Annotated in this window: 21 protein-coding genes; 15 read left to right on the top strand and 6 right to left on the bottom strand. The window is 57.4% G+C overall.

The genetic code is table 11. The annotated features are described in order from the left end of the window. Positions 1-21: 21 nt before the first annotated feature. Positions 22-354, bottom strand: a complete 333-nt coding sequence (yjdP, locus tag CRO87_RS14855) for a DDRRRQL repeat protein YjdP (protein WP_097163719.1) — start codon at positions 352-354, stop codon at positions 22-24. Between the two features lie 69 nt (positions 355-423). Beyond that, on the bottom strand, positions 424-873 hold the full coding sequence (gene rpiB, locus CRO87_RS14850; RefSeq protein ID WP_097163718.1) for a bifunctional allose-6-phosphate isomerase/ribose-5-phosphate isomerase RpiB: 450 nt from the start codon (positions 871-873) through the stop codon (positions 424-426). Between the two features lie 354 nt (positions 874-1,227). Between rpiB and alsR the strand changes: the two genes are divergently transcribed. From alsR to alsK, 6 genes are all read left to right on the top strand, one after another. Further along, on the top strand, positions 1,228-2,118 hold the full coding sequence (gene alsR / locus CRO87_RS14845; protein ID WP_097163717.1) for a D-allose utilization transcriptional regulator AlsR: 891 nt from the start codon (positions 1,228-1,230) through the stop codon (positions 2,116-2,118). A 59-nt stretch (positions 2,119-2,177) separates the two neighbouring features. Then, entirely contained in the window at positions 2,178-3,116 is a 939-nt protein-coding gene (alsB, locus tag CRO87_RS14840; RefSeq protein WP_097163716.1) for a D-allose transporter substrate-binding protein, read from the top strand. A gap of 126 nt (positions 3,117-3,242) precedes the next feature. Beyond that, positions 3,243-4,775: a D-allose ABC transporter ATP-binding protein AlsA gene (gene alsA / locus CRO87_RS14835; protein ID WP_097163715.1), complete on the top strand. Its 1,533-nt coding sequence runs from the start codon at positions 3,243-3,245 to the stop codon at positions 4,773-4,775. Continuing rightward, the gene (gene alsC / locus CRO87_RS14830; RefSeq protein ID WP_097163714.1) at positions 4,754-5,734 is read left to right on the top strand and encodes a D-allose ABC transporter permease; all 981 of its coding nucleotides are present in this window, start codon (positions 4,754-4,756) and stop codon (positions 5,732-5,734) included. Before alsA ends, alsC begins: the two co-directional genes overlap by 22 nt. A 10-nt stretch (positions 5,735-5,744) precedes the next feature. Beyond that, on the top strand, positions 5,745-6,440 hold the full coding sequence (gene alsE / locus CRO87_RS14825) for a D-allulose 6-phosphate 3-epimerase (protein WP_097163713.1): 696 nt from the start codon (positions 5,745-5,747) through the stop codon (positions 6,438-6,440). Further along, a complete protein-coding gene (gene alsK, locus CRO87_RS14820) occupies positions 6,424-7,368 on the top strand; it encodes an allose kinase (protein ID WP_097163712.1) in 945 nt (314 codons plus the stop codon). The genes alsE and alsK overlap by 17 nt, the downstream gene beginning before the upstream one ends. Here alsK and CRO87_RS14815 read toward each other — a convergent pair. Together CRO87_RS14815 and CRO87_RS14810 are read right to left on the bottom strand one after the other, a co-directional pair. Beyond that, positions 7,280-9,601: an ATP-binding protein gene (locus CRO87_RS14815; protein WP_097163711.1), complete on the bottom strand. Its 2,322-nt coding sequence runs from the start codon at positions 9,599-9,601 to the stop codon at positions 7,280-7,282. The two genes, alsK and CRO87_RS14815, sit on opposite strands and share 89 nt — an antisense overlap. A 285-nt stretch (positions 9,602-9,886) precedes the next feature. Further along, a complete protein-coding gene (locus tag CRO87_RS14810) occupies positions 9,887-10,216 on the bottom strand; it encodes an LptA/OstA family protein (RefSeq protein WP_097163710.1) in 330 nt (109 codons plus the stop codon). A gap of 647 nt (positions 10,217-10,863) precedes the next feature. Here CRO87_RS14810 and CRO87_RS14800 point away from each other — a divergent pair. From CRO87_RS14800 to CRO87_RS14775, 6 genes are all read left to right on the top strand, one after another. After that, positions 10,864-12,384 carry a sugar ABC transporter ATP-binding protein gene (locus tag CRO87_RS14800; RefSeq protein WP_097163708.1) on the top strand — a complete coding sequence of 507 codons (1,521 nt, stop codon included), beginning with the start codon at positions 10,864-10,866 and terminating at the stop codon, positions 12,382-12,384. After that, positions 12,381-13,373 carry a ribose ABC transporter permease gene (locus tag CRO87_RS14795; protein WP_097163707.1) on the top strand — a complete coding sequence of 331 codons (993 nt, stop codon included), beginning with the start codon at positions 12,381-12,383 and terminating at the stop codon, positions 13,371-13,373. Before CRO87_RS14800 ends, CRO87_RS14795 begins: the two co-directional genes overlap by 4 nt. Before the next feature lie 30 nt (positions 13,374-13,403). Continuing rightward, the gene (locus tag CRO87_RS14790; protein WP_097163706.1) at positions 13,404-14,345 is read left to right on the top strand and encodes an ABC transporter substrate-binding protein; all 942 of its coding nucleotides are present in this window, start codon (positions 13,404-13,406) and stop codon (positions 14,343-14,345) included. A 366-nt stretch (positions 14,346-14,711) separates the two neighbouring features. Next, positions 14,712-15,407 (top strand): D-lyxose/D-mannose family sugar isomerase, encoded by a 696-nt coding sequence (locus tag CRO87_RS14785; RefSeq protein WP_097163705.1) that lies wholly within the window; start codon positions 14,712-14,714, stop codon positions 15,405-15,407. A gap of 127 nt (positions 15,408-15,534) precedes the next feature. Next, entirely contained in the window at positions 15,535-16,395 is an 861-nt protein-coding gene (locus CRO87_RS14780; RefSeq protein ID WP_097163704.1) for a ketose 1,6-bisphosphate aldolase, read from the top strand. Next, the gene (locus CRO87_RS14775; protein WP_097163703.1) at positions 16,392-17,402 is read left to right on the top strand and encodes a carbohydrate kinase family protein; all 1,011 of its coding nucleotides are present in this window, start codon (positions 16,392-16,394) and stop codon (positions 17,400-17,402) included. The genes CRO87_RS14780 and CRO87_RS14775 overlap by 4 nt, the downstream gene beginning before the upstream one ends. Before the next feature lie 152 nt (positions 17,403-17,554). Here the strand turns inward: CRO87_RS14775 and CRO87_RS14770 are convergent, their stop codons facing one another. After that, complete coding sequence (locus CRO87_RS14770) at positions 17,555-18,286, bottom strand: response regulator (RefSeq protein WP_097163767.1); 732 nt, start codon at positions 18,284-18,286, stop codon at positions 17,555-17,557. 253 nt (positions 18,287-18,539) lie between these two features. Here CRO87_RS14770 and fdhF point away from each other — a divergent pair, with 253 nt between their 5' ends. Beyond that, complete coding sequence (gene fdhF / locus CRO87_RS14765; protein ID WP_097163702.1) at positions 18,540-20,687, top strand: formate dehydrogenase subunit alpha; 2,148 nt, start codon at positions 18,540-18,542, stop codon at positions 20,685-20,687. Positions 20,688-20,809: 122 nt separating this feature from the next. After that, on the top strand, positions 20,810-21,481 hold the full coding sequence (locus CRO87_RS14760; RefSeq protein ID WP_097163701.1) for a tetratricopeptide repeat protein: 672 nt from the start codon (positions 20,810-20,812) through the stop codon (positions 21,479-21,481). Between the two features lie 32 nt (positions 21,482-21,513). On the opposite strand, the gene gltP is transcribed toward CRO87_RS14760, so the two are convergent. After that, positions 21,514-22,827 (bottom strand): glutamate/aspartate:proton symporter GltP, encoded by a 1,314-nt coding sequence (gene gltP / locus CRO87_RS14755; RefSeq protein ID WP_097163700.1) that lies wholly within the window; start codon positions 22,825-22,827, stop codon positions 21,514-21,516. A gap of 417 nt (positions 22,828-23,244) precedes the next feature. Between gltP and acs the strand changes: the two genes are divergently transcribed. After that, entirely contained in the window at positions 23,245-25,203 is a 1,959-nt protein-coding gene (gene acs / locus CRO87_RS14750; RefSeq protein ID WP_097163699.1) for an acetate--CoA ligase, read from the top strand. Positions 25,204-25,265: the final 62 nt, after the last annotated feature.

Genomic DNA, 25,265 nt, shown 5'->3' with positions numbered 1-25,265 from the left:
GAATGACACCCCAGTTAAACGCTAACGGTCGTAATCATCCCGCAGACGATTTTCTTCATCGTCCAGCTGACGGCGCTCCTGGTCGAGCTGGCGCTGCCTGTCATCTAACTGACGACGCCGGTCTTCAAGCTGACGGTAGCGGTCATCGTATTGACGGCTGCGCTCAGTATTTTGCGGACGATCGCTGTCATCGTCGTCGCGGTCGTCGTGATAAACGCGGTCGTTATCCGGTTTGTAAGCGTCATTGATCGCCTGCTGAATATTGCCGATCGCATCATCAATGATATCGGCATGGGCCAGCTGGCTTAACAGGGAGAGCGTACAAAACAGCAGCGCCGTTGCGGGTCGTTTCATCGGGTCAAACTCTGGAGTGAACTGACCTCAGCGTAATCAACGCCCACACCGGCGGGTAGCGGACGAATCTCAATTGCGCTGCTGCTCAATCGCAGCAATTGCCTCCACGCGCTTCTGGTGACGCCCGCCTTCAAACTCCGCATCAAGCCACGCGTCCACGATCATTTTTGCGAGCTCCGCGCCTATCACCCGCGAGCCAAATGCCAGCACGTTGGTGTTATTGTGCAGGCGCGAAAGCTGCGCCGAATAAGGCTCGCTGCACACCACCGCGCGGATCCCTGGAAACTTGTTCGCCGTAATGGAGATCCCAACTCCTGTGCCGCAGATCAGGATCCCGCCGTCCACTTCGCCGCGGCCAATCGCCTGAGCTACCGCACTGGCGTACTCCGGGTAATCGGTTCGCTCAGCAGAGTCCGTTCCCTTATCTATTACCTCAACGCCCCGTCCCTGCAGATGCGCGAGGATCTCCGCTTTGAGCTGAAATCCCACGTGATCGCACCCGAATGCAATTTTGTTCATGATTCGCCTCGTTGTCAGGTTAACTTTACGAACCCGGCGACTTCTGTGATTTCAGACCGGTTCACTGCCCATTTTGTCGGCAAAATCGCCGGGTTCGAGCTCACTTCTACACCGTTCAACTTTACGGAGCAACGCATTTATTCCGTAAACATGCTAAACACCAATCGCATGTTTGACGCCCATCAATAACATAACAACATGTTTTATAACGATAAAGTCAAAATATCGTCAACACATAAACTTCACAAAAAATAAAACTTTATGAATTTATAGTTTTTGTGAAGTTGCCAGCATATTTTCTGTCCGACCTGTGGTGATATAGTGTCGTCTTCATTTCAAGGACAAGAGAACCAGATGAGTCAGTCAGAAAGTGATGCACAACTGCCTAACGGGATCGGCCTCGCCCCCTGGCTGCGCATGAAGCAGGAAGGGATGACGGACAATGAAAGCCGGATCGTCGACTGGCTCCTGAAGCCCGGCAACCTGAGCGATGCCCCGGCAATTAAAGACGTGGCCGAAGCACTGGCGGTGTCGGAAGCGATGATCGTCAAAGTATCGAAGCTGCTCGGGTTCAGCGGTTTTCGTAATCTGCGCAGCGCGCTGGTGGCCTATTTCTCTGAATCAGAGCAGGTGCTGCCAACGGAGCTGGCCTTTGACGAAGCGCCGGAAGACGTGGTCAACAAGGTGTTCAACATTACGCTGCGCACCATTATGGAAGGCCAGTCGATCGTTAACGTCGACGAAATTCATCGGGCGGCCCGCTTTTTTGCCCAGGCCAACCAGCGGGATCTGTACGGCGTCGGCGGCTCGAACGCCATCTGTGCCGATATTCAGCACAAGTTTTTACGCATCGGCGTGCGCTGCCAGGCTTATCAGGACGCGCACATTATGATGATGTCCGCCTCGCTGCTCAAAGAGGGCGATGTGGTGCTGGTGGTCTCCCACTCCGGGCGCACCAGCGATTTGAAAGCGGCGGTTGAGTTAGCGAAAAAGAACGGGGCGAAAATCATCTGTATCACCCACAGTTACCATTCGCCGATTGCCCGCCTTGCAGATTTTATTATTTGTTCGCCAGCACCAGAGACCCCTTTATTAGGGAGAAACGCCTCCGCGCGTATATTACAATTAACATTATTAGATGCCTTATTTGTTTCCGTGGCTCAGCAAAATATTGAACAGGCTACTTTAAATATGCAAAAGACTGGCGCAATTGTGGATTTCTTCTCCCCGGGCGCGCTGAAGTAAAAAACAGGTGGCGCTGATATTCAGCGTCGCCGCTCTCACCCTACATTGAGAATATGACCATGAATAAATATCTGAAATATTTCAGCGGTGCGGCTGTGGGTATGATGTTGTCCGCCAATGCCTTTGCCGCCGCCGATTATGCCGTGGTGTTAAAAACCTTATCCAACCCGTTCTGGGTGGATATGAAAAAAGGGATTGAGGACGAAGCGAAAACGTTAGGCGTCACCGTCGACGTATTTGCCTCACCGTCGGAAGGGGATTTCCAGTCGCAATTGCAGCTTTTTGAAGACCTGAGCAATAAAAATTACAAAGGCATCGCCTTTGCGCCGCTCTCGTCGGTGAACCTGGTGATGCCCGTTGCCCGTGCGTGGAAAAAGGACATTTACCTGGTCAACCTCGATGAAAAAATCGATATGGATAACCTGAAAAAAGCGGGCGGCAACGTCGAAGCTTTCGTCACCACCGATAACGTGGCCGTCGGCGCAAAAGGCGCGGACTTCATTATCGACAAGCTCGGCGCTCAGGGCGGCGAAGTGGCTATTATTGAAGGAAAAGCGGGTAACGCCTCCGGTGAAGCACGCCGCAACGGTGCGACGGATGCCTTCAAGAAAGCGAGCCAAATCAAGCTGGTGGCAAGCCAGCCCGCCGACTGGGACCGCATTAAGGCACTCGACGTGGCCACTAACGTCTTACAGCGCAACCCGAACCTGAAAGCCTTCTACTGCGCCAACGACACCATGGCAATGGGTGTGGCTCAGGCCGTGGCCAACGCGGGTAAAACCGGCAAAGTGCTGGTTGTAGGAACCGACGGTATTCCGGAAGCACGCAAGATGGTGGACGCCGGGCAGATGACCGCCACGGTCGCGCAAAACCCGGCAGACATTGGTGCAACCGGCCTGAAGCTGCTGGTGGACGCAGCCAAAACCGGCAAGGTTATTCCGCTTGATAAAGCACCGGAGTTCAAGCTGGTGGATTCGGTGTTAGTGACGAAGTCATAGTTCAGTATCCCCTCTCCCCGGCCCTCTCCCGGAGGGAGAGGGAGATGACCAAACCTGCTCCGTTCTGTTCCCTCTCCCTTTGGGAGAGGGTTAGGGAGAGGGCGAATTACAACATGAGGTTCAGCTATGCTCACGCCATATATCTCCATGGCGGGGATCGGCAAATCCTTTGGCCCGGTTCACGCATTGAAGTCGGTTGATTTAACCCTTTACCCGGGCGAAATACACGCGCTGCTCGGGGAAAATGGGGCCGGTAAATCAACCTTAATGAAAGTGTTGTCGGGGATTCATGAACCGACCAAAGGCACCATCGTTATTAATGATATTTCCTACGACAAACTTGATCATAAGTTAGCGGCGCAATTAGGCATTGGCATTATTTATCAGGAACTCAGCGTCATTGATGAATTAACGGTGCTGGAAAATCTCTATATTGGCCGCCACACCACTAAAAAAGTGCTCGGCCTGAATATTATCGACTGGAAAGAGATGCGTATTCGCGCGGCAATGATGTTATTGCGCGTCGGCTTAAAAGTGGATCTCGATGAAAAGGTGGCGAATTTATCCATCAGCCATAAACAAATGCTGGAAATCGCCAAAACCTTAATGCTCGACGCCAAAGTGATCATTATGGATGAGCCCACGTCTTCGCTGACCAATAACGAAGTGGACTATCTGTTTCTGATCATGAATCAGCTGCGTAAAGAAGGCACGGCGATCGTCTACATCTCCCACAAGCTCGCCGAAATTCGCCGCATCTGCGACCGCTACACGGTGATGAAGGACGGCAGCAGCGTGTGCAGCGGCCAGGTCAGCGACGTCACCAACGACGATATCGTGCGCCTGATGGTGGGCCGCGAGCTGCAAAACCGCTTTAATGCCATGAAAGAGAGCACCGGCAACGTGGAGCGCGACACGGTCTTCGAGGTGAAAAACGTCACCAGCCGCGACCGCAAAAAGGTGCGCGATATTTCGTTCAGCGTAAACCGTGGTGAAATTCTCGGCTTCGCAGGCCTCGTCGGCAGCGGGCGCACCGAACTGATGAACTGCCTGTTCGGTATCGACAAACGCGCCAGCGGGGAGATTCACCTCAACGGCAAAAACATCTCTCCGCGTTCGCCGCTCGACGCGCTGAAAAAAGGCATGGGCTACATTACCGAAAGCCGCCGTGAGAACGGCTTCTTTCCGAATTTTTCCATCGCCCAGAACATGGCGCTCAGCCGCAGCCTGAAAATGGGCGGTTACAAGGGCGCGATGGGGTTGCTCGCCGAGGCGGAAGAACGCAAAACCGCCGAGGCGCAGCGCCAGCTGCTGGGGCTGAAGTGCCACAGCGTCGATCAGAACATCACCGAGCTTTCCGGCGGCAATCAGCAGAAGGTGCTGATTTCCAAATGGCTGTGCTGCAACCCGGAAGTGGTGATTTTTGACGAACCGACGCGCGGCATCGACGTCGGCGCGAAGGCTGAAATCTACAAAGTGATGCGCCAGCTAGGCGATGACGGAAAGGTCATCCTGATGGTGTCGTCCGAACTTCCTGAAATCATCGCCGTCTGCGACCGCATCGCCGTGTTCTGCGAGGGGCGACTGACGCAAATTCTGACCAATCGCGACGACATGAGCGAAGAGGAGATCATGGCATGGGCATTACCACAAGAATGAAGGCCGAACCGGGCGACAAAAAGCCGTTCAACTTCGCGCTGTTCTGGGATAAATACGGCACCTTTTTTATCCTCGCGATCATCGTCGGCATCTTCGGCACCCTGTCGTCGGAGTACTTCCTGACCGCCAACAACATCAGCGCCATCTTTGTACAAAGCTCGGTGACGGTGCTTATCGGCATGGGGGAATTCTTCGCCATTCTGGTGGCGGGGATTGACCTGTCGGTTGGCGCGATCCTCGCCCTTTCCGGGATGGTCACCGCCAAGCTGATGCTCGCCGGAATGGACCCGATTCTGGCCGCACTTATCGGCGGCGTGCTGGTCGGTGGCCTGCTCGGGGCGATCAACGGCTGCCTGGTGAACTGGACGGGGCTGCATCCGTTCATCATCACGCTCGGCACCAACGCCATCTTCCGCGGCGCAACGCTGGTGATTTCCGACGCCAACTCGGTGTACGGCTTTGACTTTGGCTTTGTGAATTTCTTTGCCGCCGCCCCGCTCGGCATTCCGGTGCCGGTAATTTTCGCCCTGCTAATCGCGCTGATTCTGTGGTTCATCACCACCCGCACGCGGCTCGGACGCAACATCTACGCGCTCGGCGGCAACAAAAACTCGGCGTTCTATTCCGGCATCGACGTGAAGTTTCACATTCTGGTGGTGTTCATCATCTCCGGGATCTGCGCGGGGCTAGCGGGCGTGGTGTCGACGGCGCGTTTAGGCGCGGCAGAGCCGCTGGCGGGCATGGGCTTTGAAACCTACGCCATTGCCAGCGCCATTATCGGCGGCACCAGCTTCTTCGGCGGCAAAGGGCGCATTTTCTCGGTCGTCATTGGGGGTCTTATCATCGGCACCATCAATAACGGCCTCAATATTCTCCAGGTACAAACCTACTACCAGCTGGTGGTGATGGGCGGGCTGATTATCGCCGCCGTAGCCCTGGACCGGTTAATCAGTAAATAAGGATCCCATGATGAAAATTTCCCCCTCTCTGATGTGCATGGATCTGGCGAAGTTCCAGGAGCAGATCGCCTTTATCGACCAGCACGCGGACTACTTTCACATCGACATCATGGACGGCCACTTTGTGCCGAACCTGACGCTGTCGCCGTTTTTCGTCGGCCAGGTGAAGAAGCTCGCCAGCAAGCCGCTCGACTGCCACCTGATGGTGACGCGCCCGCAGGACTACATCAGTCAGCTGGCACAGGCCGGGGCCGATTACATCACCCTGCACCCGGAAACCATCAACGGCCAGGCGTTTCGCCTGATTGAAGAGATTCGCCGCCACGGCATGAAGGTGGGGCTTATTCTCAACCCGGAAACCCCGGTCGAGGCGATGAAGTACTACATTCATAAGGCGGACAAAATTACGGTGATGACCGTGGACCCGGGCTTTGCCGGCCAGCCGTTCATTCCCGAAATGCTCGACAAGGTGGCGGAGCTTAAAGCCTGGCGCGAACGCGAAGGGCTGGAGTATGAAATTGAAATCGACGGCTCCTGTAACGCCGCCACCTATGAACGCCTCATGAACGCCGGGGCGGATGTGTTTATCGTCGGCACCTCCGGGCTGTTTAACCACGCTCAGAACATCGACGACGCCTGGCAGGTGATGAGTGAGCAGATCCTGGCGGCCCGAAACGAGGTCATGCCTCATGCTAAAAGCGCTTAACGTGGTGGCAGGTATTGATATGGGCGCAACCCATATCCGCCTGTGCCTGATGGATGACAACGGCGAAGTGCTGCACTGCGAAAAGCAGCGCACCGCCGAGGTGATTACAGGCGGCGTGGTCTGCGGCATTGCTGCGCTGCTCGGCGCCCCGCTGGCACGGCTGAAAGCGCGCTGTCGGGGCCTGGTGATGGGCTTCCCGGCGCTGGTCGGCAAAGACAAGCGCACCATTATCTCCACGCCCAATCTGCCGCTGCGGGCCGAGGAGCTGAACGAACTGGCGGGCAAGCTGGAAGACGCACTCGGCTGCCCGGTGGAATTTTCCCGCGATGTGAATTTGCAGCTCTCGTTCGACGTGGCGCAGAACGGCTTGCAGGAGAGTCAGGTGCTTGGCGCCTATCTCGGCACCGGAATGGGCTTTGCGGTCTGGCTCAACGGCGCGCCCTGGACCGGGGCGCACGGCGTGGCGGGCGAGCTTGGCCACATTCCGCAGGGCGATATGTCGCTCACCTGCGGCTGCGGTAACGCGGGGTGCCTCGAAACCGTCTGCTCCGGCATTGCGCTGAAGCGCTGGTATGACTCAGCGCCGCGCGACTATGAAATGGGCGAGCTGTTTGTCTTTGCGCAGAACGAGCCCTTCGTTACCGCGCTGCTTTCCCACGCCGCCCGCGCCATTGCCACCAGCGTGAACCTGTTCGACCCCGACGCGGTGATCCTCGGCGGCGGTGTAATGGACATGGCAGACTTCCCGCGCGAGGCGCTGATTGCGCAGATAAAACAGCATCTTCGCCGCCCGCTGCCGCATGACGCGGTGCGCTTTATCGCCGCCTCCTCTTCCGCCTTCAACGGCGCACAAGGCGCGGCGACGCTTGCCCGGAGCCAGCACCTGCCTGCGCCTGCCGTAGCGCCTGTGCGAGCTGCGTTCGGGTGAAAGGCTTTCGCAGCAGCTCCACGTCCGGCAGCTGAGGATTGTTTGCCGGACGCAAATCCTGACCGCTGATCATTAATACGGCTACCTGTGGATGATACGTGCGCGCGTGATTCACCACCTCCGCACCGCTCAGTTTGCCCGGCAGCATCAGGTCGCTTATCAGCATCGCTATCTCATCTGTTGCATCGAGCAGCGCGATGGCCTGCTCACCGTCGGCGGCCTCCAGCGTCAGCCAGCCCAGCTGGTGCAGCTGTTCACATAAGGTCTGGCGCACGTCGGCTTCGTCTTCCAGCACCAGTGCCAGACGCTCCTCGGGTACTTCATCGGCCACCACCGCTTCCGGCAATCGCTCCACCGCCTGAAGCGAAGAGCGTGGCAGCTGTAGACGTACCGTCGTGCCCTGCCCCGGCGCGCTCTCAATCTCTACCCGCCCGCCGGACTGGCGCACAAACCCGTACACCATCGACAGGCCGAGCCCGCTGCCGCTACCGGTCTGCTTGGTGGTGAAGAACGGCTCGAACACCTGCGCCTTCACCTCCTGCGACATGCCGCTGCCATGGTCAATCACCTCAATCGCCACCATGTCCTGCCTGCGCCCGTCGCTACGGGTGACGCGCTGGTTCCAGGTGCGGATTTTAATGACGCCGGACTGCCCGTCCATTGCATCGCGGGCGTTCATCACGAGGTTGATGATGGCGTTTTCCAACTGGCCGACGTCGATCCATGCCGACCACGCCGGGGTCTGGGCCTCAAGCTCCAGCGTGAGCGTCGACGGCAAAGAGTGGCGCATCAGCTCGCCGAGGTTCTCCAGCAGCCCTTTCATCTCCACGGCGTGCGGGTGTAGCGACTGCTTACGCGAGAACGCCAGCAGGCGTTGGGTGAGCATCGCCCCGCGCTCGGCGGCCTTCAGCGCCCTGGAGATGCGCGCCTCATCGGATTCATTCGGTTTTACCAGTTCGAGGCTGCCGATAATCACCGCCAGCAGGTTGTTGAAATCATGGGCCAGGCCGCCGGTCAGCTGCCCGACCGCCTTCATCTTCTGGCTGTGCAGCAGGGCATCTTCCAGCCCCTGGCGCTCAATGCGATCGAGCTCCATCTGCGTCGTTTTTTCTTTCAGCAGGCGCGAGGCATGTTCCAGCGAAGCCGTGTTGCGCGCGAATACGCTAAACGAGCGAGCCAGCTCCCCGAGTTCGTCGCGCCGCTGAAGCGCAGGCACGGAAACATCCTGCTCGCCGTGCGCCAGCCGCGACATCGCCGAAGAAATGGCGTTCAGATTCGAACCCAGATTGCGATAGATATACCAGCCTGCGAAGCCAGTGATGATCAGCGCAAGCAGGGCAAAGCTGACTATCAGATCGACAATTGAGCCCAGCTCACGATGGCTTTGGGCCACGCGCTGTTCGGAGGAGCGCGCCACCTGCGTCACGTACTGGTTAATGTCGTCGTTCAGGATGGCGACTAACGCCTTGATGTGGAACATGTACCAGCTGATGGCGAGGTCGCTTTGCTCAAGCTTCACGGAGAGCGGGGCCAGCTTGCGCAGTTCGGCGTTAAAGTCCGGCAGGATGAAGGCGACGGGCGGATCGGCGCTTTCGGCAGGCACGCCCGCCATCACCACGTCTAACTGGCGTACTGCCGAACGTGGTGTGGGCGTTTCAATCGCGGCGGTGATTAGCCTGTCCATTTCCAGCAGCAGACGTCCGTCGAGCGCGCCTTCACCGGGCCGCTGGTTGATGGCTTCCAGATGACGCAGATAGCTCTGGTTCTGATAGAGCGAACTCAACAGCGCGTTGCGTTCCAGATGACGCTGCTGCCCGCGTTGCAGCATACCCGCCACGCTTTGCTGAAGTTCATTGCTACGCTGGATGATGCGCTGCACCAGCTCCGGTTCATGGCTGGCGAGAGGGGCCGCCGCCAGCTGCTCGAGGGAATGTTTGAGCGCTTTTTGCGTCGCCTGTAAACGCTCCGCTTCGCCTTTGTACTCCAGCGCGCCCACCACCTGCGAAAGCCGCACTGCCGCCGTCGCCACGTTCGCCGTGTCGCGCGCCAGGTTCATGCTGCTGGTGACGTCATCGAAGGTTTGCTGCTGCACCTGCTCCTGAATTTGACTGGCGTTACGAAACCCCAGCACCGCTGCCGCGCTCACCATTAGCGTCACCGCCACCACCAGCAGATTGAAGAACAGCAGGCGGCCGCGGGCGCTCACGAAAAATGACGGTCGGCGTAGTGGCATGGTGTCTCCTGTGGTTTGCGGTGATTACCCTCTCCCGTAGGGAGGAGGAACGGTTCAGAGCAGTCCTTCGGGCACGGTTACAAAGTTCACGATAAGGCAGCTTTTATCTTATTGAAAGGCCTTACATTTCAAAAACACTGCTCACCAGACGCATCCGTTCAGGGGAGCACCCTAATAAAAAGGTGAAGAATGGCCTTTACCCGGCACACGCATCACTTCAATACCTTTGATTGTGGATGGTTTCTGGACAACAGGCGGTATTTGTCCATAGCTGTGGTGAGAGTTTTATTTTACACCCGCATGCTTCATCAGGAATTTTTTCGCTTCAAGAAGAACGGCTCCATCTGCTTGTTTTCTCAAAGTCATAGAGTCCGTTTCCAGTGTAGTCCCTTCATACGTTACGACTACATTGCCGGAGAAAACGGTAGCGCCGTTATTTTTTGATGTTTTATCCGCGGAAATTTCGAATTTTTCACCCGGCTTAAACACGATTCGGGCATTTCCATTGTATTCCTGAAGGGTCTGAGTCGCATCAGCGGAAACCTCCATGGAATACGCAGGAACGGCGAAAAAAAGAGCGGCAGAGACAACTGACAAAGTGAGTAGATTTTTCATAAAAACCTCTGGTGGGTAACGGTGAATTTAGCTTTGTATAGGGTGCTGCTTTCCAGCTTTATGTTTATTACAATTTTGTTATCAGATAATTAATCCCCCTCTGTTTAAATAAGAAATGAAGAGAATAAAACTACAGAGGTGTTTTATCGACATAAAAAAATGACCTCTTTTCTTGAAAACTAATAATTGGCAAATGTTGATGTTTTTTTAATTATCTAACTAATTGTTTTATTTAGACTTGCAATAAAAAACAAAAAATCACTCCAGGTCAATCCCTGCAATGACTTAACAAACAACAAGACGTCGCTTATAAAGGCTCAACGTTACAAGATAAGGCTTTGGTCGATGGCTGAAAAACAGCAGGTGGCCGCGAGCGCTGGCGAAAATGAGGGTCGGCGTAGTGGCATGGTGTCTCCGTTGGTTCAAATAGTGGTTGCCCTCTCCCTAACCCTCTCCCGGGGGGAGAGGGAACCGTTCAGCGCGATCTTGTTTTCACCCTCTCCCTTTGGGAGAGGGCCGGGGAGAGGGGAAACTCACGATCAAGTTCAAATTTCACGCACTATGACAAATATGAACGGCCTCTGACATTTTGCATTTACTTTCCTGTGATGGACTGCTGATATCGACCATCCCTCAGGAGTTGCGCCATGAATCAGACGCCGGTACTTGAGATGCGCAATATTGCCAAAGCGTTCGGCAAATTTTATGCGCTGAAGGGGGTGGACTTAACGGTGTTCCCCGGCGAAATCCACGCCCTGATGGGGGAGAACGGCGCGGGCAAAAGCACGCTGATGAAAATTCTTGCCGGGGCGTATACCGCCACCAGCGGTGAGATCCTGATTGACGGCAAGCCGCACGCCATCAAAGGCCCAAAAGACGCGCTGGCGGCAGGCATCACTCTGATTTATCAGGAGATGCAGCTGGCCCCGAATCTGACCGTCGCCGAAAACATTTTCCTCGGCAGCGAGCTCTCTCGCGGCGGTCTGGTGCAGCGCAAAACCATGGTCGCCCAAGCCCAGGAGGTCATTAACCGCCTCGGCGCGCAGTTCAAAGCCACCGATCTGGTGATGAAGCTGACCATCGCCGAACAGCAGCAGGTGGAAATTGCCCGCGCGCTGCACCGCAACAGCCGCATTCTGGTGATGGACGAACCCACCGCCGCCCTCTCCTCCCGTGAAACCCACCGCCTGTTCGAACTCATTCTGCGCCTGCGCGACGAAGGGATGGCCATCATCTACATCAGCCACCGCATGGCGGAGGTGTATGAGCTGTCCGACCGCGTCAGCGTGCTGCGCGACGGGCAGTACGTCGGCAGCCTGATGCGCGACAAGCTCAACGCCTCCGAACTGGTGCGCATGATGGTGGGCCGCCCGCTGAGCGATCTGTTCAACAAGGAACGCGACATTCCCCACGGCCAGGCGCGCCTCAACGTCCATCATCTGACGGACGGCGGCAAAGTCCAGCCATGCAGCCTGCTGGTGCGTTCGGGGGAAATCGTCGGTCTGGCAGGTTTAGTCGGCGCGGGCCGCTCCGAGCTGGCGCAGTTGATATTCGGCGTACGCAAGGCCACCGGCGGCGTGATTGAAGTGGACGGCGAACCCGTACTCATTCACTCCCCGCGCGAGGCCATTGATTTAGGCATCGGCTTCCTCACTGAAAACCGCAAAGAGCAAGGGCTGTTTCTCGAACTGGCGGCGCAGGAAAACATCACTATGGCGACGCTCGAGCGCGATGCGCACTACGGCATGCTCGACCGCAAAAAGGCGCAGACCATCTCCGACGACGCCATCAAGCTGCTGAATATCCGCGTACCACATTCTCAGGTGCGGGCGGGCGGTCTGTCCGGCGGTAACCAGCAGAAGCTGCTGATCTCCCGCTGGGTGGCGATTGGCCCGCGCATTCTGATCCTTGATGAACCCACGCGCGGCGTGGACGTCGGCGCGAAAAGCGAGATTTACCGCATCATGAACCAGATGGCGCGTCAGGGCGTGGCCATCCTGATGATCTCCAGCGAGCTGCCGGAAATCGTTGGCATGAGCGACCGCGTGTACGTCATGCGCGAAGGCAGCATTGCCGGAGAGCTGCTGAACCACGACATCACCCAGGAAAATATTATGACGCTGGCAACCGGCGTGAACGAATCCCATCACCAGGCGGTGCAACCATGACCACGCAAAACGCGCCACAGCAGGTGGCAAAGGCCTCAGCCCGTAAAATGCTGATGGGCGATCTGATGCAAACGGTCGGGATCTTACCGATCCTGATCCTGATAGTGGCGGTCTTTGGCTTCGTTGCGCCAAACTTCTTCACTGAAAGCAACCTGCTGAACATCACCCGCCAGGCGTCGATCAACATCGTGCTGGCAGCAGGGATGACCTTCATCATCCTGACCGGCGGGATCGACCTCTCCGTAGGCTCGATTCTCGGCACCACGGCGGTGGCAGCGATGGTGGTGTCGCTGATCCCGGAATTCTCCATGCTGTCCATTCCCGCCGCGCTGATGCTCGGCCTGCTGCTCGGGCTGTTCAACGGCGCACTGGTGGCTTTCGCGGGGCTACCGCCGTTTATCGTCACCCTCGGCACCTACACGGCGCTGCGCGGTGCGGCATACCTGCTGGCGGACGGCACCACGGTGATCAACTCCAACATCAGCTTTGAGTGGATAGGTAACAACTACCTCGGGCCGATTCCGTGGCTGGTGGTGATCGCGCTGGCGGTCATTGCGGTGTGCTGGTTCATTCTGCGCCGCACCACGCTTGGCGTTCATATTTACGCGGTGGGCGGCAACATGCAGGCGGCGCGCCTGACCGGCATCAAGGTGTGGCTGGTGCTGCTGTTCGTGTACGGCATGAGCGGCCTGCTCTCCGGGCTTGGCGGCGTGATGAGCGCCTCGCGGCTTTACAGCGCCAACGGCAACCTCGGCATGGGCTACGAGCTGGACGCCATCGCGGCGGTCATACTCGGCGGTACCAGCTTCGTCGGCGGCATTGGCACCATCACCGGCACCCTGGTCGGGGCGCTGATTATCGCCACCCTCAACAACGGCATGACACTGATGGGCGTCTCCTACTTCTGGCAACTGGTGATCAAAGGGGCGGTGATCATCATTGCGGTACTGATCGACAAATACCGTACCCGACACCATCAAAGTGCATAACAACAACACCCTACGACAGAGGATCACAACATGCGTTTAAAGCCACTCGTCCTCGCACTCTGTGCAGGCACCCTGCTCGCCGCCGCGCCATTTGTGCAGGCCAAAGAGCTGAAATCCATCGGCGTGACGGTCGGCGATCTCGCCAACCCGTTCTTCGTGCAAATCACCAAAGGGGCTGAGCTGGAAGCCCGTAAGCTTGCGGGCGACAACGTGAAGGTGACGCTGGTCTCCAGCGGGTACGATCTCGGCCAGCAGGTGGCGCAGATCGATAACTTTATCGCCGCGAAGGTCGACATGATCATCCTCAATGCCGCCGATTCGAAAGGCATTGGCCCGGCGGTGAAGCGGGCGAAAGAGGCAGGCATCGTGGTAGTGGCGGTTGACGTGGCGGCCGAAGGGGCCGATGCGACCATCACCTCCAACAACACCCAGGCGGGCGAAATGGCCTGTAAATACATCACCGACCGCCTGAAAGGTAAAGGCAACGTGGTGATCATCAACGGACCGCCGGTCTCTGCTGTGCAAAACCGTGTGGAAGGCTGTCAGACCGAATTCAAAAAACACCCGGATATCAAGGTGCTCTCTGACAACCAGAACGCCAAAGGCAGCCGCGAAGGCGGGCTGGAGGTGATGACCTCGCTGCTGGCGGCGAATCCGAAGATCGACGGCGTGTTCGCGATTAACGATCCGACGGCGATCGGGGCCGATCTGGCGGCGAAGCAGGCGCAGCGTAAAGAGTTCTTTATCGTTGGCGTCGACGGCAGCCCTGACGGTGAAGAAGCCCTGAAGCGTGAGAACTCGCTGTTTGTGGCGACCCCTGCGCAGGATCCACAGGTAATGGCGGCCAAAGCGGTGGAAATCGGCTATGACATTTTACAGGGCAAGCCCGCGCCGAAAGAGCCGGTGCTGATCCCGGTGACGATGATCGACAAGAAAAACGTCGGAACTTATAAGGGCTGGACGGTTAAGTAAGGATTGCACTCGCCCTCTCCCTAACCCTCTCCCGGAGGGAGAGGGAACTGGTTCTGTGCGGCTTTCCGATGACTGCACCGGGTCTGGTTTTCTCCTTCTCAATAGGGCGAAGGAACTGGCCACTGCGGTTTTTGCTCCTGGTTTTCTCCCTCTCACAGGGCGAGAGAACTGGCCGCTGCGATTTTTGAACCTGATTTTCTCCCTCTCACAGGGCGAGAGAACTGGCCGCTGCGATTTTTGAACCTGATTTTCTCCCTCTCTCAGGACGAGGGAACTGGCCGCTGCGGTTTTTGAACCTGATTTTCTCCCTCTCCCTTCCGGGAGAGGGCCGGGGAGAGGGCCTTCCACCGACTTCAAGGAGATTCCATGAAACGCTCCGACATCAACAACATGCTCGGTCAGACGCGGCAATTTTTCTCGATGCACGACGTGCACCTGCCGCCGTTTGCCAGCTTCCCGCCGACGAAGTGGCAGCAGCTCGATCCTGACACCTGGCATGAAGTGTTTGCCCTGAAGCTCGGCTGGGACGTGACCGCCTTTGGCGGCAGCAATTTTCTGGCGCAGGGGCTGACCCTCTTCACCCTGCGCAACGGCTCGCCCAACGCCATGCCCTATGAAAAGAGCTATGCGGAGAAAATCATGCACGTGCGCGACGGACAGGTGACGCCGATGCATTTCCACTGGCGCAAGCGGGAAGACATTATCAACCGCGGCGGCGGTAATCTGATTATCGAGCTGTGGAACGCCGACGCGCATGAACAAACCGAAAACACCGACGTCACCGTCACGATTGACGGCTGTCGGCAAACCCATGCCGCAGGCAGCCAGCTTCGGCTGTCACCGGGCGAGAGCATCTGCCTGCCGCCGGGGCTTTATCACAGCTTCTGGGGCGAGCGTGGCTTTGGTGACGTGCTGGTGGGCGAAGTGTCGACGGTCAACGACGACGACCACGACAACCACTTCCTCTACCCGCTTGACCGCTACAACAGCATTGAAGAAGACGAGCCAGCGCATCTGGTGCTGTGCAACGAATACCGCCTTTTCATCAACCATACCCTATAGATTTCAGGTTGCAGAAAGGCGGCAAGAGAGCAAACCCCGATGAGCTTACTTCAGCAAGTGATTCGGGTTTGTGAACACCGCCAACGCATCTGCAGCCTGAAAGATGACGGGTATGAAGGAGAAGATAATGCCTCTGATCTCCCTTGCCGACGGCCTCGCCCACGCCCGCGAGCATCGCTACGCGCTGGGGGCGTTCAACGTCCTCGATTCCCACTTCCTGCGTGCGCTGTTTGCCGCCGCCGAGCAGGAGCGTTCGCCATTTATCATCAACATCGCCGAGGTGCATTTTAAGTACCTGTCGCTTGAGTCGCTGGTGGAAGCCGTGCGCTTTGAGGCCGCGCGCCATGACATTCCAGTGGTGCTGAACCTCGATCACGGCCTGCATTTTGAGGCGGTCGTGCGCGCCCTGCGTCTGGGCTTCAGCTCTGTGATGTTCGATGGCTCAACGCTCGACTATGACGAAAACATTCGCCAGACCCGCGAAGTGGTGAAGATGTGCCACGCGGTGGGCGTGTCGGTGGAAGCGGAACTCGGCGCAGTCGGTGGCGATGAAGGTGGCGCGCTGTACGGCCACGCTGACGAGGCGTTCTTCACCGATCCGAATCTGGCCCGTGAATTCGTCGACAGAACGGGCATTGACGCCCTCGCCGTCGCCATCGGCAACGCCCACGGCAAATACAAAGGCGAGCCAAAACTCGACTTCACGCGCCTCGATGCCATTCGCGAACAAACCGGCCTGCCGCTGGTGCTGCACGGAGGCTCCGGCATCAGCGATGCAGATTTCCGCCGCGCCATCGAGCTCGGCATTCACAAAATCAACTTCTACACCGGCATGTCGCAGGCGGCGCTCGGCGCGGTAGAGCAGCGCATGGCGAACCGTCAGCCGATTTATGACGAATTTGCCGAACTGCTGCTCGGCATCGAAACCGCTATTACCGATACCGTCGCCGAACAGATGCGTATCTTCGGCAGCGCGGGGAAAGCCTGATGGAGCGCGTCGGCATTATTGCCGCCGGGAATATGCTGGTCGATCACGTGCATAAAATCGTGCAGTGGCCGGAGCGCGGCTGGCTCGCGGAGATCACCCACAGCGAACGCTCCACCGGCGGCGCACCGCTGAACGTGCTGCTGACGCTCGCCAAAATGCGCAGCCATCTTCCCTTGCAGGCTGTCGGGCTGGTGGGCGAGGACAGCGACGGCGACTACATCATGGCAATGCTCGACCAGTATCACGTCAACCGCCAGCACGTGCAGCGCACCAGCTTTGCGCCAACGTCGATGTCGCAGGTAATGACCGATCCCAGCGGTCAGCGGACGTTTTTCCACTCGCCTGGCGCGAACCGCCTGCTGGACCTGCCCGCCTTCGACAGGCTGGAAGGATCGATGAAGATCTTCCATCTCGGTTATCTGCTGCTGCTCGACAGCCTCGATCTGGCGGACAAAGAGTACGGCACCCGCGCCGCTCGCCTGCTGGCGCAGATGCGTGACAAAGGCTACGAAACGTCGCTGGATTTGGTGTCGCGTAAAGGCGACCCGCGCTATCAGCCGCTGGTGCGCCCGGCTTTGCAGCACCTTGATTACTTAGTGATTAACGAACTGGAGGCGGGCGAATTCAGCGAATTGGTGATTCGGGCCGAAGAAGGCGAACCGCTTGTCGACAATATCGCCGCTGCCGCCGCGCTGTTGTTAAAAGCGGGCGTCCGGCAGCGGGTGGTCATTCACTGCCCGGAAGGCGCGTGGTGCCAGACGCCAGAGGACAAAGGGCAATGGGTGCCGTCGTGGCGGCTGGAGCAACGTGAGATTGTCGGCAGCGTCGGGGCCGGAGATGCCTTCTGTGCCGGATTCCTCTACGGCTGCCACGAAGGCTGGGGATTAAAAGAGAGCGTGCAGCTCGCCCACGCCTGTGCCCGCGCCAGCCTGCTGTGCGCCAATGCGATTGACGGCGCGAAGTCCCTCGATGAGCTGCAGCTGTTTATCCGTGAGAACGGAGTTTAGATTGTCGGGTGGCAGACTATTTGCCTGGGTTACGGATTTTTGTAGGTCAGGTAAGCGCAGCGCCACCTGACAAGGCATTGCCCGGCGGCGCTTCGCTGGCGCGGGCCTACAGTTTTTGTAGGCCGGATAAGCGTCAGCGCCATCCGGCAAAACTACGCAGCTTTATCGCCATGAACCACGTCGGCAGCAAACACATATCCCAGCCCACGCAGGGTTTTAATCAGCGTCGGCTGGTGTGGATTGGTTTCGATTTTGCGGCGCAGGCGCATGATCAGCACGTCGATGGTGCGGTCAAACACCTCGATGCTTTCGCTGTGGGTTAGCTCCAGCAGCTGCTCGCGGCTCAGCACTCGCCGGGCGTTTTGCGCCAGCGCCAGCAGCAGACCGTATTCACCCTGCGTCAGCGCCACCGCCTGCTGAGTGGGGGCGAACAGCTCGCAGCGTTCGGTGTCCAGCCGCCAGCCGTTAAAACTCATGCCGCTTCCCTGCCCGCTGCGCGCTTCAACCGCCAGCGCGCCGCTGCGGCGTAATACTGCCTTCAGGCGAGCCACCACGATGCGCGGGTTGAACGGCTTACCGATGTAGTCGTCAGCGCCCATTTCCAGCCCCACCACCACGTCGGACTCGCTGCCCATACCGGTCAGCATCACCACCGGCAGCTCCGGGCGCAGCCGCTGGATCTGCGTCAGCACCTGTAAACCGTTAATGTCGGGTAGCATCATGTCGAGCAGCACCAGCGCGATATCAGGCCGCTGCGCCACCGTTTCTACGCCAGACTGCCCGAGATGGCACACTGCCACATCAAACACGTGTTCGGCGAGCACGTCCCGCAGGAGTTCGCAGATTGCCGCGTCGTCATCAATCACCAGTATGACCGGTTTCATCGCCATTCCCCTGCCTGGTTCGCCATGGAGTAAGTCTGGATGATTCTGCGGCGCACTCCAGCCAATGCCAGCATCCAATGATGAATCTTTAACCGCCGTCACATCACGGCGTTTTTCGACACGTCAAAACTGTCGAGTCGTCCGGTTTCGTCATGCCGATGCCCGCCAGACCCCGCCAATACCCACACAGTAAAGAGTGGCATAAAACCTGCATTAGCGGGTGCTGAACGCATTGTTAACTGGAGCGAAACCGATGAAAAAAGTCGTCACGGTTTGCCCTTACTGCGCATCGGGCTGCAAGATAAACCTGGTGGTGGATAACGGCAAAATAGTCCGGGCGGAAGCGGCGCAGGGGAAAACCAACCAGGGCACGCTGTGCCTGAAGGGTTTTTACGGCTGGGATTTTATCAATGATACCCAAATCCTTACCCCACGCCTGAAAACCCCGATGATCCGTCGCGAGCGCGGCGGCAAGCTGGAAGCGGTGTCCTGGGATGAAGCGCTGAACTACGTGGCCGACCGTCTGAGCGCTATCAAGGCCAAATACGGCCCGGACGCTATTCAGACCACCGGTTCCTCACGCGGAACGGGCAACGAAACCAACTACATCATGCAGAAATTTGCGCGCGCCGTTATTGGAACCAATAACGTCGACTGCTGCGCACGCGTCTGACACGGCCCTTCGGTTGCAGGTCTGCACCAGTCGGTCGGTAACGGCGCTATGAGCAATGCCATCACGGAGATTGATAACACCGATCTCGTGTTTATTTTCGGGTACAACCCGGCAGATTCACACCCTATTGTGGCGAACCACGTGATCAACGCCAAACGCAATGGGGCGAAGATTATCGTCTGCGATCCGCGCAAAATTGAAACCGCGCGCATTGCCGACATGCATATCGCACTGAAAAACGGCTCGAACATCGCGCTGCTGAACGCCATCGGCCACGTGATCATCGAAGAGAATCTCTACGACCAGGCGTTTGTTGCCAGCCGTACCGAGGGCTTCGAGGAGTATCGCAAAATCGTCGAAGGCTATACGCCGGAGTCGGTGGAAGCCATTACCGGCGTGAGCGCGCAGGAAATTCGTCAGTGTGCACGGATGTACGCGGCCGCGAAATCTGCCGCTATCCTGTGGGGCATGGGCGTGACCCAGTTCTATCAGGGCGTGGAAACCGTGCGCTCGCTGACGAGCCTCGCAATGCTGACCGGCAACCTCGGTCGTCCAAGCGTGGGCGTGAACCCGGTGCGTGGGCAGAACAACGTGCAGGGCGCGTGCGACATGGGCGCGCTGCCGGACACCTATCCGGGCTATCAGTACATCAACAACCCGGCCAACCGCGAAAAATTCGCCAAAGCCTGGGGCGTCCCAAGCCTGCCTGAACACACTGGCTATCGCATCAGCGAGCTGCCGCACCGTGCGGCGCATGGCGAAGTGCGCGCGGCGTACATCATGGGCGAAGATCCGCTGCAAACGGACGCCGAACTCTCTGCGGTACGCAAAGGGTTTGAAGATCTCGAACTGGTTATCGTGCAGGACATCTTTATGACCAAAACCGCTTCGGCGGCGGATGTCATTTTGCCGTCCACCTCCTGGGGCGAGCACGAAGGCGTTTACACCGCCGCTGACCGTGGCTTCCAGCGCTTCTTCAAGGCGGTAGAGCCGAAGTGGGATCTGAAAACCGACTGGCAAATCATCAGCGAAATCGCCACCCGCATGGGCTACCCGATGCACTACAACAACACCCAGGAAATCTGGGATGAGTTGCGTAACCTGTGCCCGAGCTTCAAAGGGGCCACTTACGAAAAAATGGGTGAGCTGGGCTATGTGATGTGGCCGTGCCGCGATGAGTCCGACGAAGATCAGGGCACGTCCTATCTCTTCAAAGAGAAGTTCGACACGCCGAACGGACTCGCACAGTTCTTCACCTGCGACTGGGTGGCACCTATTGATAAGCTCACCGAAGAGTATCCGATGGTGCTCTCCACCGTGCGCGAGGTAGGCCACTACTCCTGTCGTTCGATGACCGGTAACTGTGCGGCGCTGGCAGCATTAGCCGACGAACCAGGCTACGCGCAAATCAACACTGCGGATGCCGCAAGGCTCGGCATTGAGAACGAAGCGCTGGTGTGGGTGAATTCGCGTAAGGGCAAAGTCATCACCCGTGCGCAGGTCAGCGATCGTCCGAACGTCGGGGCGGTGTACATGACCTACCAGTGGTGGATTGGCGCCTGTAACGAGCTGGTGACCGAGAACCTGAGCCCGATAACCAAAACGCCGGAATACAAATATTGCGCCGTTCGGGTGGAGCGTATCGAGGATCAGCATGCCGCAGAGCAGTACGTGATCGACGAATACAACAAGCTGAAATCCCGTTTACGTGAGAGTGCGCTGGGTTGAAGCTGATTCGTTGATGGCTTTAGGGGTGAATTTATTTCACCCCTTTTTTTGGTACCGATGCGCCATTTCAATCTTTTTGGTCGCCCTTTATACTGCGTGTCCTTCCTTACAGATGAAAAATGATGATGAAACGCAGCACCTGGTTGCTTTTATTCCCATTGCTGGCTCACGCCGATGAGATTGGCTCACAGTATAAAGAGCAGGCCGAAGCGGGCGACAGGCGCGCGCAGTATTATCTCGCCGATACCTATTACAGCTCCGGTGATGAGCAGCACGCTCGTTTCTGGGCAGAGAAAGCGGCGCAAAACGGCGAACCGGATGCCGTTGCTCTGCTGGCGCAGATGATGATGAAAACCAGCCTGCCCGATGCGCGTAAGCTTGCCGAACAGGCCACGCTTGCGGGAAGTACCAACGGTGAAATCACCCTCGCCCACACTCTGGTGAACAGTCAGGCGGGCAAAACTGATTACCCACGAGCCCTTTCGCTGTTGGAAAAAGCGGCAGAGAAGACCGACGACGACGCCGCCGTGGATGCACAGATGCTGCTCGGGCTGATTTACGCCAACGGCAGTGAGATCAAAGAGGATGACGCGAAGGCGACAGAGTACTTCAAAAGTAGCTCAATGCTGTCGCGCTCTGGCTATGCCGAATACTGGGCGGGCGAGATGTTCCGCGTGGGGGAAAAGGGCTTTATCGAACCCAACAAGCAGAAGGCACTGAGCTGGTTTAATGTCAGCTGTCTGGAAGGGAATGATTCAGGCTGTGAAGCGCTGGATGCGCTGAGCGGGGAGTAACATCCCTCCTGACGGAGGGATGTTTTCAAACATTAACGGTCCGCGGTCCTGTCAAATTTGCCCAGCATTTCGCGCTCGTAAGCCTGCGCTTTTTTGTGGTCGAATTTGTGTTCCCATTTGGCAATCACCAGCACCGCCAGTGCGTTACCCACCACGTTCAGCGCGGTACGCGCCATGTCGAGGATACGATCGACGCCGGCAATAAACGCCAGGCCTTCCAGCGGAATACCCACGCTGCCCAGGGTCGCCAGCAGTACCACGAATGACACGCCAGGCACGCCTGCAATCCCTTTTGACGTGACCATCAGCGTCAGCACCAGAATGATTTCCTGACCGAGCGACAGATCAATGCCGTAAAGCTGCGCGATGAAAATTGCCGCGATGCTCTGGTACAGCGTTGAGCCATCGAGGTTGAAGGAGTAGCCCGTCGGCACCACGAAGCTGGTAATCGACGAAGGCGCGCCGTAGGCTTCCATCTTCTCAATAATACGCGGCAGCACGCTCTCGGAGCTTGCCGTGGAGTACGCCAGAATCAGCTCGTCCTTCAGGATGCGAATCAAAATCCAGATACTCAGCCCACACATTTTCGCGACCGCGCCAAGCACCACCAGCGCAAAGAACAGGATCGCGACGTAGACCAGAATCACCAGCTTGGCGAGCGGCCACAGTGAAGCAAAACCGAAGTTAGCAACGGTCACCGAGATCAGCGCGAACACGCCAATCGGCGCATAGCGCATCACCATGTGCGTCACTTTGAACATCGTTTCAGACACGGAGCGGAACACGGTGACCAGCGGTTCACGATGCGCTGACGGCAGTGACGACAGACCAAGGCCAAACAGCACCGAGAAGAAGATAATCGGCAGCATTTCGCCTTTCGCCATCGAGGCGAAAATGTTGGTCGGCACCAGCGACAGGATCGTGCCCATCAGGCCATGCGCGTGGCTGGCCACTTCGGCGGTGGTGTTCTGGTATTTAGAAATATCGACCGTGGCCAGCGTCGACATATCAATGCCCGCACCCGGCTGGAATACGTTCGCCAGCGTAATGCCGAGAATGATGGCAACGGTGGTAATGATTTCAAAATAGATGATGGTTTTTGCGCCGATACGCCCCAGCGATTTGGCATCGCCCACGCCCGCAATCCCGACAACCAGCGTCGAAATAACAATCGGCACCACAATCATTTTGATCAGGTGAATAAAGATATCGCCGGCAGGTGACAGCAGGTTGGCAATCAGCCATTCGCGGCTGTCACTTTGGTAATGCAGGTAGCTTCCCAGGAGAATACCCAGCACCAGCGCCAGCAGAATCTGCCAGGCCAGGCTGACTTTCGCTTTTTTCATAATTACAGACTTCCTCAATGCACAGCGGCATTCATGTTAATGAATGTCACTCACTGAAAGGGGGATGATTTGTGTTGCGTATTTAAGTGGAGTTTTTTAACGCGGCGTATCAGTACCACCTGCACGGCATGTCGTGCAAGCCTTTCAGAACGGGGCTTTGGGCTGACAAAAGCGAGATTAGTGCGAATTAAGTTCGGTTACGGAAATTAACCTTTTGTTATAGAAAACTTTTCTCATCGTAAAAAACTATAAATTCATTGTCGTTATTATTTGCCTTCAAAGATTCATTTGGCGATTTTTCATACTCTACAAACAATGCGTGATCTGTCGCCCAAATAATAAACAAAGCCTGTGATAACTCTATTATTAACGATTGTTTGACATATATTTAACATTCTAATAAGGAGAGCAAAAGCCATGAGCCAGGTACACAAACACTCCATTCCCGCAAACATTGCGGAAAACTGCCTGATTAACCCGGAACAGTACAAGACGAAGTATCAACAGTCGGTCAGCGACCCGGACGCCTTCTGGGGCGAGCAGGGGAAAATCCTCGACTGGATGAAACCCTACAATACCGTGAAAAACACCTCCTTCGCGCCGGGCAACGTCTCCATTAAATGGTATGAGGACGGCACCCTGAACCTGGCAGCGAACTGCCTTGACCGCCATCTGGCGGAGCGCGGCGACCAGACTGCCATCATCTGGGAAGGCGACGACGCCAGCCAGAGCAAGCACATTACCTATAAAGAGCTGCACCGCGACGTGTGCCGCTTCGCCAACGTCCTGACCGATCTGGGCATTAAAAAAGGCGACGTGGTGGCGATTTACATGCCGATGGTGCCGGAAGCCGCTGTGGCGATGCTCGCCTGCGCACGCATTGGCGCAGTGCATTCGGTGATTTTCGGGGGCTTCTCACCGGAAGCGGTTGCCGGGCGTATTATCGACTCCAGCTCCCGGCTGGTGATCACCGCCGATGAAGGCGTGCGCGCCGGGCGTTCGATTCCGCTGAAGAAGAACGTCGACGACGCGCTGAAGAACCCGAACGTCAAAACCGTTGAGCACGTCGTGGTGCTCAAGCGCACCGGCGGCAAAACCGAGTGGCACGAAGGCCGCGACCTGTGGTGGAGCGACCTGACCGAAAAAGCCAGCGACCAGCACCAGCCAGTGGAAGTGGGCGCGGAAGATCCGCTGTTCATCCTCTACACCTCCGGCTCCACCGGCAAGCCAAAAGGCGTGCTGCACACCACCGGCGGCTATCTCGTTTATGCGGCCACCACCTTCAAATACGTCTTTGATTATCATCAGGGTGATATCTACTGGTGCACCGCCGACGTGGGCTGGGTCACCGGCCACAGCTATCTGCTGTACGGCCCGCTGGCCTGCGGCGCAACCACGCTGATGTTCGAAGGCGTACCAAACTGGCCGACGCCTGCGCGCATGAGCGAGGTGGTCGACAAACATAAGGTCAATATTCTCTACACCGCACCAACCGCTATCCGCGCGCTGATGGCCGAAGGCGACAAAGCCATTCAGGGCACAGACCGCTCAACTCTGCGCATTCTGGGCTCTGTCGGCGAGCCGATTAACCCGGAAGCCTGGGAGTGGTACTGGAAGAAAATCGGTAACGAGAAGTGCCCGGTGATGGACACCTGGTGGCAGACCGAAACCGGCGGCTTTATGATCACCCCGCTGCCGGGCGCGACTGAACTGAAAGCAGGCTCGGCAACGCGTCCATTCTTTGGCGTGCAGCCTGCGCTGGTCGATAACGAAGGCAACAAGCTGGAAGGCGCGACCGAAGGCAATCTGGTTATTACTGACTCCTGGCCGGGCCAGGCGCGCACGCTGTTTGGCGACCATGAGCGTTTCGAGCAGACCTACTTCTCCACCTTTAAAAACATGTACTTCAGCGGCGACGGCGCGCGCCGTGACGAAGACGGTTACTTCTGGATCACCGGCCGTGTGGATGACGTGCTGAACGTCTCCGGTCACCGTTTGGGTACCGCTGAAATTGAGTCTGCACTGGTGTCGCACCCGAAAATCGCCGAGGCGGCGGTGGTCGGCATTCCGCACAGCATCAAAGGCCAGGCGATTTATGCCTACGTCACCCTGAACCACGGTGAAGAGCCGAGCCCGGAGCTGTACACCGAGGTGCGTAACTGGGTGCGCAAAGAGATTGGCCCGCTGGCAACGCCGGACGTGCTGCACTGGACCGACTCGCTGCCGAAAACCCGCTCCGGCAAAATCATGCGCCGTATTCTGCGCAAGATTGCTGCCGGGGATACCAGCAACTTTGGCGATACCTCGACGCTCGCCGACCCGGGCGTGGTGGAAAAACTGCTCGAAGAGAAGCAGTCCATTTCGGTGCCGTCTTAACAAGCGTTTTCCCCCTCTCCCTGTGGGAGAGGGCCGGGGAGAGGGCATCAGACCGCTCTTTC

Origin of the sequence: Enterobacter sp. CC120223-11 (assembly GCF_900215375.1) — a bacterium.
Lineage (GTDB): Bacteria > Pseudomonadota > Gammaproteobacteria > Enterobacterales > Enterobacteriaceae > Scandinavium.
This window is presented reverse-complemented; position numbering and strand designations above follow the sequence as displayed.

Coding starts and splice junctions, on each gene's coding strand:
- yjdP (WP_097163719.1), bottom strand. CDS start 354: ATGAAACGACCCGCAACGGCGCTGCTGTTTTGTACGCTCTCCCTGTTA.
- rpiB (WP_097163718.1), bottom strand. CDS start 873: ATGAACAAAATTGCATTCGGGTGCGATCACGTGGGATTTCAGCTCAAA.
- alsR (WP_097163717.1), top strand. CDS start 1,228: ATGAGTCAGTCAGAAAGTGATGCACAACTGCCTAACGGGATCGGCCTC.
- alsB (WP_097163716.1), top strand. CDS start 2,178: ATGAATAAATATCTGAAATATTTCAGCGGTGCGGCTGTGGGTATGATG.
- alsA (WP_097163715.1), top strand. CDS start 3,243: ATGCTCACGCCATATATCTCCATGGCGGGGATCGGCAAATCCTTTGGC.
- alsC (WP_097163714.1), top strand. CDS start 4,754: ATGGGCATTACCACAAGAATGAAGGCCGAACCGGGCGACAAAAAGCCG.
- alsE (WP_097163713.1), top strand. CDS start 5,745: ATGAAAATTTCCCCCTCTCTGATGTGCATGGATCTGGCGAAGTTCCAG.
- alsK (WP_097163712.1), top strand. CDS start 6,424: ATGCTAAAAGCGCTTAACGTGGTGGCAGGTATTGATATGGGCGCAACC.
- CRO87_RS14815 (WP_097163711.1), bottom strand. CDS start 9,601: ATGCCACTACGCCGACCGTCATTTTTCGTGAGCGCCCGCGGCCGCCTG.
- CRO87_RS14810 (WP_097163710.1), bottom strand. CDS start 10,216: ATGAAAAATCTACTCACTTTGTCAGTTGTCTCTGCCGCTCTTTTTTTC.
- CRO87_RS14800 (WP_097163708.1), top strand. CDS start 10,864: ATGAATCAGACGCCGGTACTTGAGATGCGCAATATTGCCAAAGCGTTC.
- CRO87_RS14795 (WP_097163707.1), top strand. CDS start 12,381: ATGACCACGCAAAACGCGCCACAGCAGGTGGCAAAGGCCTCAGCCCGT.
- CRO87_RS14790 (WP_097163706.1), top strand. CDS start 13,404: ATGCGTTTAAAGCCACTCGTCCTCGCACTCTGTGCAGGCACCCTGCTC.
- CRO87_RS14785 (WP_097163705.1), top strand. CDS start 14,712: ATGAAACGCTCCGACATCAACAACATGCTCGGTCAGACGCGGCAATTT.
- CRO87_RS14780 (WP_097163704.1), top strand. CDS start 15,535: ATGCCTCTGATCTCCCTTGCCGACGGCCTCGCCCACGCCCGCGAGCAT.
- CRO87_RS14770 (WP_097163767.1), bottom strand. CDS start 18,286: ATGAAACCGGTCATACTGGTGATTGATGACGACGCGGCAATCTGCGAA.
- CRO87_RS14760 (WP_097163701.1), top strand. CDS start 20,810: ATGATGAAACGCAGCACCTGGTTGCTTTTATTCCCATTGCTGGCTCAC.
- gltP (WP_097163700.1), bottom strand. CDS start 22,827: ATGAAAAAAGCGAAAGTCAGCCTGGCCTGGCAGATTCTGCTGGCGCTG.
- acs (WP_097163699.1), top strand. CDS start 23,245: ATGAGCCAGGTACACAAACACTCCATTCCCGCAAACATTGCGGAAAAC.